The sequence below is a fragment of the Pseudomonas quasicaspiana genome (genome assembly GCF_021147825.1).
GTDB classification, from domain to species: Bacteria; Pseudomonadota; Gammaproteobacteria; order Pseudomonadales; family Pseudomonadaceae; genus Aquipseudomonas; species Aquipseudomonas quasicaspiana.
On the sequence record NZ_JAGTPI010000023.1, the window covers coordinates 42,130 to 54,203 of the forward strand.

The following is a 12,074-nucleotide window of genomic DNA, read 5'->3' on the forward strand; positions in this document are numbered from 1 at the left end:
ACAGGTTTTGTGTTCGACATGAGCATTGGGTCGTCAGGATTTGAATGGCGTGTCGTCAAGAACATGGCAAAGCCTCCTTAGCGCACACGAATTCGCGGGTCGAGCAGTGCGTTGAGCACGTCGGCCAGCAGGGTGAGGATGATGTAGATCACTGCGATCAGCAGGACCACGGCTTGCACCACGGGGAAGTCGTCGCGGGCGATGGCGTCCCAGGCGAGTTGCCCGACGCCTTGCAGGGAGAACACGGTTTCAATCACCACCGAGCCGCCGAGCATGAAGCCGAACTCCACAGCGGCCAGCGCCACCACCGGAATCAGCGCATTGCGCAACGCGTGCTTGAATAGCACCCGTGCCGGGCGCAAGCCTTTGGCGCGGGCGGTGCGGATGTAGTCGGAATTGAGCACATCCAGCATGCCCGCCCGGGTCAGGCGCATGATGGCCGGCGTTGCGTAGTAACCCAGCGCAATGGCCGGCATCACGAAGTGCAGGAACGTCGAGTTGCCTGACACCGGTAGCCATTTCAGGGTGACGGCGAACACCACGATCAGCATCAGCGCAAACCAGAAACTCGGCATGGCCTGACCGAGTACGGCGATGCTCAACGCCAGACGGTCAATCCAGGTGTCACGTTTGACCGCAGCCAGAACACCCAGCGGAATGGCCACCACCAACGCAATGCCCAGCGCCATGGCACCCAGACTCAAGGTGATCGGCAAACGGCTGGCGATCAGGTTGTAGACCGATTCCTGAAAGAAAAAAGAATCGCCCAGATCAAGCCGCAGCAAGTCGCCCAGCCAGTTGAAGTACTGGGTTGGCAAAGGCTTGTCCAAACCGTACTGCACGCGGATCTGCTCGATTTGTTCGCTGCTGGCTTCCGGCCCACCAATGGCAGTGGCCAGGTCACCGGACAGGTGCAGAAGAGAAAAACTGATGATCGACACGGTAATCGCAACGCACACGGCGATGCCCAGACGACGCAGAAGGAACCCAAGCATGGCAAGTTTCCTCGTATCCATTGGCTGAAAAAGTGGAGGTATGCCGTGGCGCGATCACGTAGCGCCACGGCAACGATGGTTGCGGGTTATTTCCAGCTGGACAGCACGAAGCGCGGCAACTCGTCCGGGTACGGCGTGAACTCAAGTTCCGAGGTGTAGGCGTAGTTCATCGAGTAGTTGAACAGCGGCGCCCAGTAGGCCTGTTCGCTGATGCGCTGCAACGCCTTGCGGTAGTTGTCCTTGCGCACTTGCGGGTCGAGGGCGTTGTCGGCGGTTTGCAGCCAGCCCTGGACTTGCGGGTCCTTGATGTTGTCGTCCGGGTTGCCCTTGAACCAGGTACCGGCCGAGGCCGAGGTGTCGAGGATCGAGAACGAACCCCAGGCCTGGAACGACATCGGTACTTTGCCGCCACGTTGCTGATCGCGCAGGGCAGCGTACTTCAGGTAGCGCAGCTTGGCGTTGATGCCCACAGCGCGCAGGTTACCGATGATGGCTTCAACGTAATCACGGTCGCGGTAGGCGAAGATCTCTGTCTCGAAACCGTTCGGGTAACCGGCTTCAGCAAGCAGCGCCTTGGCTTTGGCCGGGTCATAGTTGTAGACCGTCGCCGCCGTGGTATCGCAACCGAATTGCCCTGGGTAGCACGCCACCTGCAACGGTTTGGCTTCACCGCCCACCAGTTGCGAAGCCAGCCCGTCACGGTTGATGGCGTGGTTGATTGCCTGACGCACCTTGAGGTTCTTCATCGGCGAGTTTTCGCTGGAAGTGCCGCGAGCATCGAGAATCAGGAAACCGATACGCATGGTCTCGCCGCTGGTCACGGTCAGGTTCGGCATGCCTTTGAGGTTCTCCGACTGATCCGGTGCCACGCGCCACACCCAGTCGACACCGCCGGTCATCAGCTCCGCCAGACGAGTTTCGGCGTCCGGGATCACCCGGAATTTGATGTGGCCGATGTGCGGCAGGCCCTGGGGGCTGTCTTTGAAGTAGTCCTTGTTGATGTCCATGGTTACGCCTTCACCGGCCACCACGGATACGGCTTTATAAGGACCGGTGCCAATCGGTTTACGGCTGAATTCAGCCATGCCGACTTTCTCGAAATAGTTTTTCGGAAACATCGGGACGGCGTTGGACAGGTATTCGAGGGCGGGCGGGAAAGGTTTTTTCAGGTGAAGACGGACGCTGTAATCACCGGTTTTTTCGGCGCTCTTGATCCAGTCGACGTTTTGCACAGTAACGACTTTGGCTTCGGGCGACACGACGTAGTTGAGGGTGAACACCACGTCGTCGGCGGTGAACGCGTCACCGTTGTGAAATTTGACGCCTTTGCGCAGTTCGAAATCGATGGTGGTGTCATCGACCTGTTTCCAGCTGGTGGCCAGCATGGGTTTGTATTCGCCGCTTTTGGGATCGCGGTACACCAGGTTGTCCCAGATCAGCCGGCCGAGAATCACGCCTTCGCGCAGGTCGTTGTGATAAGGGCTGATGTTTTCAGGTTCGCTGTCGGAAGCGTAAACCAGTGTGTCGTTGGCTTTACCGGCGTGGGCCGGGAAGCTGCTGATGGAGCCCAGCAGCGCAATACTGAAAGCGAAACCTTTGATGCCCATGCCGTCGTCTCCGTTGGCGAGAGTGGTTGAATCAAAGGGCAGCTGTTCGCAAATGCGGAAAGGAAATCAGGCAATGTTCTTTTTGGTGTGGACACGAATGTAGGCGATGGTTTACCAATGCCACAAGCACAATCTTTCGATACTTGCTTTGCCGAAAAGGCAATACATGGAGGTACTGATGCAGTTGTATGGCGTGCAATCCACAGCCCTGCGCTATTTCCTTGAAGTGGCGCGTTGCGGTTCCATCAGCGAAGCGTCCATGCGCCTGAACGTCGCAGCCTCTGCGGTGAGTCGGCAGATCACCAAGCTTGAACTTGCTCTGGACGCTACGCTGTTCGAGCGCCGCGCCCGAGGCATGGTGCTCAGTGAGGCAGGCACGCGACTCGCGGCGTATGCGCGCAAATCGCAACTGGAAGCCGAGCAGGTGGTGTTGGAGATTACCGAACTGCACGGCCTGCAACGCGGGCACGTACACATCGCCTGTTCGGAAGGCTTTGCGCTGGATTACATGCCCCACAGCATCGCTGCATTTCGGCGCGAGTATCAGGGCATTCACTTCACGCTGGAGGTGTGCGCACCGGCTGAAGCCACAGAGAAAGTGCGTTCCGGCGAGGCTGATCTGGCGCTGACGTTCAGCCTGACGCCGCAAAAGGAAATCTGCGTCGAGCACGTGATGAGCGGGGCGATTTTTGCGGTAGTTGCCAACTCCCATCCCCTGGCCGAACGCGACGCTGTCAGTCTTGCCGAACTGCAGCCTTACCCGATTGCACTACCCAGACCTGACACGACCTTGCGACAACTGTTCGATATCTGCTGCGGGGTGCAGGGCCTGATGTTCGAGCCGGTGCTGACCAGCAATTACATCGGCGCGCTGTACAGCTTTGTGCGTGAGGAGGGCGGTATCAGCCTTTCCAGTGAGATGACCCTGCACAAGCAGGTGGTGGGCAAAGAGTTGCGATGCCTGCCGATTCTCGACGAAGGCATGCAGGCACGGCGAATCGAGATGCAAAGCATGGCCGGTCGTAACCTGCCTGCCGCCGTGTCTGCCTTCAGGGATTTTCTGATCGCCGAGTTGGCGAAAACCGCTGGCGATCAGGCTGGCGGCGCTGGATTACACGTTCCCGAAGAGCGTCGTATGCCCAGTTGAAGATCAGGGTGTACGGCAAGAACAGCAACAGCAGACCGATATCCAGCAAAAAGGCTTCCAGCAGGCTGATCGACAGCCACCACGCTGCTAACGGCACGATCACCAGAATCAGGCCGCTCTCGAAACCCAACGCATGCAACATGCGCGTACCGAATGACAGTTTGAAGCCCCATTTGCGGCGCAGGCCATCGAACATGGCATTGAACAGCATGTTCCAGAGCATGGCCACGGTGGAGATCATGACGGTCATCGCGCCCATTTTCGCCAGCGAATGACCCATGGCCCAGGCGAGCAGGGGCGCAAACAGCAGGACGCCGATGATTTCGAAAAGAAGCGCGTGGAAGGCGCGTTCCTTGATGGATTTGGTTGGCATAGGTTGGCCTTTTGGTTTACCAGCAACTGACGCATACATTGCTGCCTTGGAGTGCGTTCTTATGTGGGAGCAGAGCTTGCTCGCGATAAGGTCACCGCAGATATCAGGTCTATCGCGTCCAGCCTTATCGCGAGCAAGGTGGAGCGCCACCACGGTCGCACCCACAAGGGATAGGTGTTTGCTTCCGATAACGTGCATTGTCATCGGCCCCTGCGTTAAAGTGAAAATCGTTTCCATCGGTAAAACCGATACGAGGTTCGCATGAGTTATTCCCCGGAAGCCTTGGAAGCGTTTGCCCAGACTGTCGCGCTGGGTTCTTTCAGCGCAGCGGCGCGGCGTTTGGGCAAAAGCCAGTCGACGATCAGCGAGGCTATAGCCCGTCTGGAAATCGACCTGGGCCTCGAGCTGTTCGATCGCTCTTCAAAACATCCGGCCCTGACCGAAGCAGGCAGGGCCATGCTCGGACGTATCGAAGATGTGCTGGCTGCTTCCGACAAACTACGCCGCGCTGCCGGACGTCTGGCAGACGGCATGGAGCCTCGTCTTACGCTGGTGCTGTCCGACGCCAATCAGTTCGCCGATTTCGAAATCCGCATGGCTGAGCTCGACCAGCGCTTCCCCGAGCTGGAACTGGAGTGTGTATTTGCCGAGCACGGTGACGCCATTAGCCTGATTCAATCAGGGCGCGCGTCCCTTGGACTGCTGTCGGCACAGGCCAGCTACCCGCCTGAAGTCGGTTACGCGACGATTGCCGAGCGTGCCGACTTCGGCTTGTTCGTGGCGCACAAGCATCCCTTGGCTCAGCAGGCGCAGGTCGACTATCAGCATCTGGCCCAGTACCGGGCGTTGCGCTTGAACACGTTGGTGGACCAAAGCGTCCCCACCGACGATTTGCCCATCAGCGGCCATCGTCCATGGTCGGCACCCAACTATTTGTTGCTGATGGACATGGCTGCATTCGGCTTCGGTTGGGCGGCGCTGCCCCGCTGGCTGGTGTCGGGCTATGCCAGCGGCAAGCTCAAGGAGCTCGACGTGCCGGGTTGGCCACGCAGTTCTGCGGTGGACATCATCTGGTCACGACAACGCAGCCTCGGGCCAGCGGGCGCCTGGTTACTGGAGACGTTCACCCGGCATCGCGGCGAGTGATCAGCTAGGATGACGCTCCATTCGCAGATCGAACGCTGAATATGGCTGCCGTAGAAATTGTTTCTGTAGAACCTCAAGACATCCCCGCCGTCGTGGATTTTGTCCTGCAAGCCCGTGCGGAAATCTTCCCGAAGCTCGACCTGGCAGGCATGCCCGCGGATCTGGCGCAGTTTGCTCAGGTTTACAGCGAGGAGGGCGGTGGCCGGTTTCTGATCGCCCGGAGCCGCGGGGAAATTGTTGCGGCAATTGGTTACTTGCCGTACGACGGTCGATTCCCGCAGTTGGATTACGGGCAGCGCAAGGTGGTGGAAATCGTCCGGTTGTTTGTGATCCCGGAGTTCCGTCGTTCAGGGCTGGCGACCACGATCTTCCTTGCCCTCAAGGCGCGTGCCGTTGAACAGGGTGTGGATGTGCTTTACCTGCACACCCATCCGTTTTTACCGGGGGCGATTGGCTTCTGGGAGCGACAGGGTTTCCGGGTCGTGGACGTGGAAAGCGATCCGGTGTGGCAGACGACGCATATGGAGTGCGGGTTGGTTTAGGTTCGAGGCTTGCGCGTTTCCGCTGTAGGAGCCGCCCCGGTGTTCCTGGCACCGCGCTGTCGCGTAGCAAACACGGACCTTGTCGGCGTGAGCTTGCTCGCGATTCGGTCTGTCATTCGATGAAGATATGGCCTGTCCTGACGCCATCGCGAGCAAGCTCACTCCTACAGAAAAGCATTCCAAACCAGATGGTTGTAGTTTGTTTGATAAGAGCCGGGCTTGCCCGCGATGCAGACGCCGCGGTGTTGCAGGTGAATCGAGTTGTCCTTATCGCGGGCAAGCCCAACTCCCACAGAGTTATGGGCTGGCTGCGCGACAGCGTCCTCTGCAGTAAGCCGTCGCGGGCTAGCGTTGCTGCGCAGGCGATCACTTTCTCCTGTGGGAGCCGGGCTTGCCCGCGAAGAACGGTAACGCGATATACCTGCCTACGTGCCGGGCTTATCGCGGGCAAGCCCTGCCCACATCCAGACAGAGGCGTGGCGTAAGTGACTCCCGGAATGGCCACAACCCTGTGGGAGCCGGGCTTGCCCGCGATGAACGATAACGCGGTATACCTGCCTACGTGCCGGGCTTATCGCGGGCAAGCCCTGCTCCCACATCCAGACAGAGGCGTGGCGTAAGTGATTCCCGGAATGGCCACAACCCTGTGGGAGCCGGGCTTTCCCGCGAAGAACGGTAACGCGATATACCTGCCTACGTGTCCGGCTTATCGCGAGCAAGCTTGGCTCCTACAGGACCGTGACCCTCTTGAGATGCTTTTACACCTTCAGTTTATGACCGAAACCGCAATATCCGCGTGCCGTCGTACGGATCTGTCAGGTAGTGCGCCTCTACACCAAACGTCTCACGCAGCAATTCGCAGGTCAGCACCTCGGACGGCTCACCAATGGCGATCAGTGCGCCGTTGTCCATCACGGCCAGCCGGTCGCAGGCCAGTGCCTGATTCAGGTCGTGGAGGGCGATAAGGGTGGTAACCGACAGCGACCTGACCAGACCCAGAATGCTCAACTGATGCTGGATATCCAGGTGGTTGGTGGGTTCATCCAGTAACAGGATCTGCGGTCTTTGAGCCAGGGCGCGGGCGATGTGGACGCGTTGTCGTTCGCCCCCTGACAGGCTGTGCCAGGCGCGCCTGGGTTTGTCGGCCATGTCGACATCGAGCAAGGCCTGCCGAACAATGCCATCGTCTGCGGTTGACCAGGGTTCCAGTGCGGAAAGCCATGGCGTGCGGCCCAGTTCCACCGCGTCCAGCACTGTGATCGCGTCCGAGGTTTCCGCTTGCTGCTCCACCACCGCAATCATCTGTGCGACATCGCGGCGCTTCATTTCGGCAAGGGCGACGCCATTGAGGTGGATCTTGCCACTGGCCGGAGTGCGGATGCCGGACAGCAACTTCAGCAGGCTGGATTTGCCTGAGCCGTTGGGGCCGATCAATCCCAAAGTTTCACCGCGCCGTAACTGCAACGCGACGTCTCGAACAATGGGCACGCCCTTGATCGACCAGTTCAGACCGGAGCACGACAACACGTCGCGGTCGATGTCGGGCGCTGGCTGTTTCAGAGTGCTCATCGGCCCCCCTTGGCTTTGATCAGGATCACAGCGAACACCGGTGCGCCGATCAGCGCAGTAATCACCCCGACGGGCAGTACCTGACCCTTGATCGCCGTGCGGGACAGCACATCGGCGGTGATCAGAAACACCGCGCCGGCCAGAGCGCTGACGGGAATCAGACGACCGTGACGCACGCCAACCAGCAAGCGCGCCGCATGGGGCACGACCAGACCGACAAAACCAATGGAGCCCACCAGCGAGACCATCACTGCTGTGACCAGCGCTACGGTCGCGATCAATATCACTTGAACCCGCCGTACCGGAATGCCCAGGGCAGCGGCAGAATCGCTGCCGAACATGAACGCATCCAGCGAACGCCGATGCCACAGGCAGACCGCCAGACCGATCAACACCACGGGCACGGCCAGCGTCACCGATTGCCAACGCACGCCGCTGAGGTTGCCCAACAGCCAGAACATGATGCCGCGTGCCTGTTCGGAGTTGGCCGACTTGGTGATCAGGAAAGAGGTCAGGGCGTTGAACAGTTGCGAACCGGCGATGCCCGCGAGAATGATCTGCCCGCTGCCACTGACCGCGCCAGTACTGCGAGCGAGCAGGGCGACCAGTACAAACGCCGCCATGGCCCCGGCAAAGGCTCCGGCTGACAAGGAAATGGCACCGGCTCCAACGCCGATGATCGCCACCAGCACCGCGCCGGTCGAGGCCCCGGCAGAAATGCCCAGCAAGTAAGGATCGGCCAGTGGGTTGCGCAGCAGTGATTGCAAAACCACGCCTGAGATCGCCAGACCCGCGCCACAGGCCGCTGCGACCAGAGCGCGGGTCAGTCGGTAATTCCAGACGATGCCTTCATCGATAGGGTCCAGCACGAAACCGGCGCCCCATAGTTTGTTGGCCAGCACCTGAAACACCAGTGACAGGCTGATTGGCGTTTCACCAATCGCAATGCCCGCGACGATCGCCACCAGCAACACAGCCAGCACCCAGGCCCCGTGCAGGCAAATCTTGCGCAACAAGCGACCGGCGAACTGAGCTGTCATGGGTGCAGATCGAATTTGTCGATGGCGTCCGCCAGTTCATCGATGCCGTCGAACGTGCGTATCGTCGCTTCCATGGCTTGTGCATCGAGAATCACGATCCGGTTGTGCTTCACCGCGTCCATGTTTTTGGTGACCGGGTCGGTCTTGAGGAATTCCAGTTTTTTCTGGAAGTCATCGGCCGGGAAGCGGCGGCGGTCCATGCGCGCCAGCACCAGAATGGTCGGGTTGGCCTTGGCGATGGTTTCCCAGCCAACCGTCGGCCATTCCTCATCGGACTGCACGATGTTGCGAATGCCCAGGGTGTCCATCATGAACGCCGGAATACCCTTGCGTCCGGCGACATAAGGGTCGACGTTCAGGTCGGCGCTGGAAAACCAGAACACTGCCGAGGCGTCTTTCAGATGTTTGCCTTTGACGCTGGCCTGAGCCTTGGCAAGACGTGCCTGCAGGTCGGCGTTCAACTCGGCACCGCGGGCCTGGACGTCAAAGATTTGTGCCAGTTGCGTGACGGTCTTGTACAGGCTGTCAATCGAGAACGGGCGCAGGCGCGTACCGTCCGCACCTACCAGATTGTCCTTGCCTTCGCAGTCCGACGGCATGAGGTAGGTGGGGATTTTCATTTCGTTGAATTGCTGCCGGGTGCCAACCACGCCTTGGGGACCCACCATCCATTCGAATTGTACGGCGACCAGTTCCGGACGCTTGTTGATCACCGCCTCGAAGCTGGGATCGTTATCGGCCAGACGCGGGATCTTGTCGTTCAGGTCCTTGAACCGGGGCAGCACGTTGTTGAACCACAGTGACGTGCCGACCACTTTGTCGCCCAGCCCGAGGGAGTAAAGGATTTCAGTGGCCGACTGGCCAATGGTCACCGCTTTGCCGGGTGCTTTGGCGAAGGTCAGCGGCACGCCGCAGTTATCGAGGGTCAACGGGTAGGTTGTCTGTGTGGCGGAGATTTGTGGGGCAGGGTTGGCCGCCAGCGTCAGCGCAGAAAAACCCAGACCGGCAAGCAGCACAGCAAAACGAGGCAAAGACATGAAAAACGATCTCCATTCGAACGGTTATCCGCACGATGGTGTTCTGGCTGGATACACATCACGACTTGCTGCTGGCATAGGTCCGGCAGGGTCAATCAGTCACGGCTATTTCGCCGTGCTGACGGATGTACTCCCCGGACACCCCGCCGGTGGGTCAGTTGCCAGAAAGCGCGACCGCTTGACGGGTTGTCCCGCAACGGCGATGCAGCTTCCTGATGTCGGCAGGTCTCCTGACTGACGCATCATCGCCGTGCTCGGGCCTTCCCGGAGTGACCCAGTGGCATCGATGGAGCAGGGCTCAGCGCCTACAGTTGCGGGGGCAGTTCCGGTTGACGACCTTGAGGTCATCACGGATTCCCTATTAATCCCGTTTGGAAACCGACGGGCGGCATGGTAATGGATATGCTTAAAAGAGTGGGGATTTTTCCTGTATCAGCCGTTGGCAGACAGTTTTTTATCGTACGTTTCGCTTGCTCGGCGCATGATGCAAGCCTTTAATGGCCGGGTGTTAACACCGTCCGGCGGTGAACCTTATCGACCGATAGCCGGTCGATAGTCCGTCCAACCAGGTTTACACTGGTCCGCTTCACCTTTTGGAGACATTTTCCTGTGATATCGACTCAACGAGTGGCCTGGCTTAAAGCCTGGGGTGCCCACGGTTTTACCGCCACCGGCGTGGTCATCGCATTCCTGGCGACCATTGCCCTGTTCGATGATCAGGCCAAAGCCTGCCTGTTGTGGCTAGGCCTGGCACTGGCGGTAGACGGCGTCGATGGCTCGCTCGCACGCAAATTCAACGTGCAATCCGTGTTGCCGGGCTTTGACGGTTCGGTACTGGACCTGGTCATTGATTACCTGACGTATGTGTTTATTCCTGCGTTGTTCATTTATAGCTACATTCCGTTGCCGCCTTATACGCTGTTACTGAGCACGGCGATCATTCTGGTGTCGTCGCTGTTCTGTTTCTGCAATCTGGAAATGAAGAGCAAGGACAATTACTTCCAGGGCTTCCCTGCGGCCTGGAACGTGGTGGCGCTGTGTCTGTACATCATTCAGCCGACACCTTGGGTGACCTTCCTCACGATTATCGGTCTGGCATTGCTGACCGTGACCAGAATGAAGTTTCTGCACCCATTCAGAGTGCGTCGTTTCATGCCGCTGAACATCCTGGTCACTACGATCTGGTTGATCACCAGTGCGTTGCTGATCATCAACCACCCGCATAACGGGCCAGTGGTCATGGGCATATGGTTCACCATGTCGGCGTACTTTATCGGCATCTGCCTGTGGCGCACGTCGCTGGAATATTGGGGTAAGTGGCGGGCTTGACGGGCTAGCCACACATTCTTCATCGCGAGCAAGCTCTGCTCCTACAGGATCGCGCTAAACCTGTAGGAGCCGAGCTTGCTCGCGATAGCGGTTTAGCAGGCACTGGATTTCCAACGATTCCCCCCCACCAATACCGACTATCAAGAGCAGTGATTTTTGCGTAAACGGCTCCGGGCGTAACCTTGGTTCATTCCCGAAATGAACCCGATCCGGAGGCTCTCATGAACCGCATTTACGCATTTGCCCTGTTATTGACCGTTGCTGTTGTCTCCGGCTGCTCGACTCACCATGCCGTTGAATTACGTCCCTACACCGCTCAGGAAACTCATCAGCTAGCGCTGGAAGATCTGAATCGTCGCGGTTTGCCCTTCGATGAGTATCAGATCGCCAAGGCCAAACTGCTGGCTGAGCCACAGATGCAGGCTGTTCGAGCATTTGATAATCGCGGTGAGATCAGTGCTGATAACGCTGAAGTCAGCAAAGATCGTCAAGGTTAAGTGCTTAAGTACAGTCTCGTAAAATTCGTAGTCGATTAGAACTGTACCTGTTGTATTTTCTCCTGACTGTTCGTGTGTTTCTGGTTGCCGATTCGATAGGGTGAAGGCCTGCCCTTTAGATGTCTGGATCGCACCATGCCGCTCTCTCTCGATCTACTACTTGCCTTTGCCCTGTTTGCGTTCGTCACGTCGGTGACGCCGGGCCCCAATAACATGATGCTGCTGGCCTCCGGGGTGAACTTCGGGTTCAACCGGACGGTGCCGCACATGCTGGGCATCTGCTGCGGGTTTTTCAGCCTGGTGCTTGCAGTCGGGCTGGGGTTGGGGGCCGCCTTCCAGGCGTACCCGCTGCTTTACACCATCCTGCGCTATGTCGGCGCTGCCTATCTGTTGTATCTGGCGTGGAAGATTGCCACATCAGGCCCGGCGTCTGACGCAGTGGGTGAAGAGGGCAAGCCACAGACATTCATGCAAGCCGCGCTGTTTCAGTGGGTCAACCCCAAAGCCTGGGTGATGGCCGTTGGTGCTATCAGCACCTACACACCACTGCAGGGTTACTTCACCAATGTAATGATCATCTCGGCGGTGTTTGCGCTGATCAACCTGCCCACTGTCAGTATCTGGGCAGGGTTCGGCAGCCTGCTGCGCAACGCGTTGCGCGATCCCTTCTGGTTGCGGGTGTTTAACGTAGGGATGGCGGTGCTGTTGGTGGTGTCGCTGTATCCGATGTTGAAGGGGTGATTGGGTTTCTGCCTTGACCTCATCGCGGGCAAGCCCAGCTCCCACATGAGA

12 protein-coding genes and 1 riboswitch are annotated in these 12,074 nt (G+C 58.7%); of the genes, 6 read left to right on the forward strand and 6 right to left on the reverse strand.

Annotated features, from left to right (window positions below; translation table 11 throughout):
- Positions 1-77: 77 nt before the first annotated feature.
- Together KDX30_RS15175 and KDX30_RS15180 are read right to left on the reverse strand one after the other, a co-directional pair.
- A complete protein-coding gene (locus KDX30_RS15175) occupies positions 78-995 on the reverse strand; it encodes an ABC transporter permease (protein WP_027902510.1) in 918 nt (305 codons plus the stop codon).
- Positions 996-1,081: 86 nt separating this feature from the next.
- Complete coding sequence (locus KDX30_RS15180; protein ID WP_231676764.1) at positions 1,082-2,602, reverse strand: ABC transporter substrate-binding protein; 1,521 nt, start codon at positions 2,600-2,602, stop codon at positions 1,082-1,084.
- 178 nt (positions 2,603-2,780) lie between these two features.
- Here KDX30_RS15180 and KDX30_RS15185 point away from each other — a divergent pair, with 178 nt between their 5' ends.
- Complete coding sequence (locus tag KDX30_RS15185) at positions 2,781-3,749, forward strand: LysR substrate-binding domain-containing protein (RefSeq protein ID WP_099267223.1); 969 nt, start codon at positions 2,781-2,783, stop codon at positions 3,747-3,749.
- Here KDX30_RS15185 and KDX30_RS15190 read toward each other — a convergent pair.
- Positions 3,652-4,161, reverse strand: coding sequence for a multidrug/biocide efflux PACE transporter (locus KDX30_RS15190; RefSeq protein ID WP_231676785.1), 510 nt, complete (start codon positions 4,159-4,161; stop codon positions 3,652-3,654). The genes KDX30_RS15185 and KDX30_RS15190 overlap by 98 nt on opposite strands.
- Positions 4,162-4,383: 222 nt before the next feature.
- Here KDX30_RS15190 and KDX30_RS15195 point away from each other — a divergent pair, with 222 nt between their 5' ends.
- Entirely contained in the window at positions 4,384-5,268 is an 885-nt protein-coding gene (locus tag KDX30_RS15195; protein ID WP_122706127.1) for a LysR family transcriptional regulator, read from the forward strand.
- Between the two features lie 41 nt (positions 5,269-5,309).
- Positions 5,310-5,810, forward strand: coding sequence for a GNAT family N-acetyltransferase (locus KDX30_RS15200; RefSeq protein WP_231676765.1), 501 nt, complete (start codon positions 5,310-5,312; stop codon positions 5,808-5,810).
- Positions 5,811-6,581: 771 nt separating this feature from the next.
- Here KDX30_RS15200 and KDX30_RS15205 read toward each other — a convergent pair.
- The 3 genes from KDX30_RS15205 to KDX30_RS15215 are packed head-to-tail and all read right to left on the reverse strand — an operon-like array spanning position 6,582 to position 9,456.
- Positions 6,582-7,379, reverse strand: a complete 798-nt coding sequence (locus KDX30_RS15205; protein WP_231676766.1) for an ABC transporter ATP-binding protein — start codon at positions 7,377-7,379, stop codon at positions 6,582-6,584.
- Positions 7,376-8,419 carry a FecCD family ABC transporter permease gene (locus tag KDX30_RS15210; RefSeq protein ID WP_049826706.1) on the reverse strand — a complete coding sequence of 348 codons (1,044 nt, stop codon included), beginning with the start codon at positions 8,417-8,419 and terminating at the stop codon, positions 7,376-7,378. The genes KDX30_RS15205 and KDX30_RS15210 overlap by 4 nt, the downstream gene beginning before the upstream one ends.
- A complete protein-coding gene (locus KDX30_RS15215; RefSeq protein ID WP_231676767.1) occupies positions 8,416-9,456 on the reverse strand; it encodes an ABC transporter substrate-binding protein in 1,041 nt (346 codons plus the stop codon). Before KDX30_RS15215 ends, KDX30_RS15210 begins: the two co-directional genes overlap by 4 nt.
- Before the next feature lie 203 nt (positions 9,457-9,659).
- Positions 9,660-9,854: riboswitch (cobalamin riboswitch) on the reverse strand.
- 211 nt (positions 9,855-10,065) lie between these two features.
- Between KDX30_RS15215 and pcsA the strand changes: the two genes are divergently transcribed.
- The 3 genes from pcsA to KDX30_RS15230 all read left to right on the forward strand — a co-directional run bounded on the left by pcsA (position 10,066) and on the right by KDX30_RS15230 (position 12,023).
- Positions 10,066-10,785, forward strand: a complete 720-nt coding sequence (gene pcsA, locus KDX30_RS15220; protein ID WP_027898053.1) for a phosphatidylcholine synthase — start codon at positions 10,066-10,068, stop codon at positions 10,783-10,785.
- 221 nt (positions 10,786-11,006) lie between these two features.
- On the forward strand, positions 11,007-11,282 hold the full coding sequence (locus KDX30_RS15225) for a hypothetical protein (RefSeq protein WP_099267216.1): 276 nt from the start codon (positions 11,007-11,009) through the stop codon (positions 11,280-11,282).
- A 135-nt stretch (positions 11,283-11,417) separates the two neighbouring features.
- A complete protein-coding gene (locus KDX30_RS15230; RefSeq protein WP_231676768.1) occupies positions 11,418-12,023 on the forward strand; it encodes a LysE family translocator in 606 nt (201 codons plus the stop codon).
- The last annotated feature ends 51 nt before the right edge of the window (positions 12,024-12,074 follow it).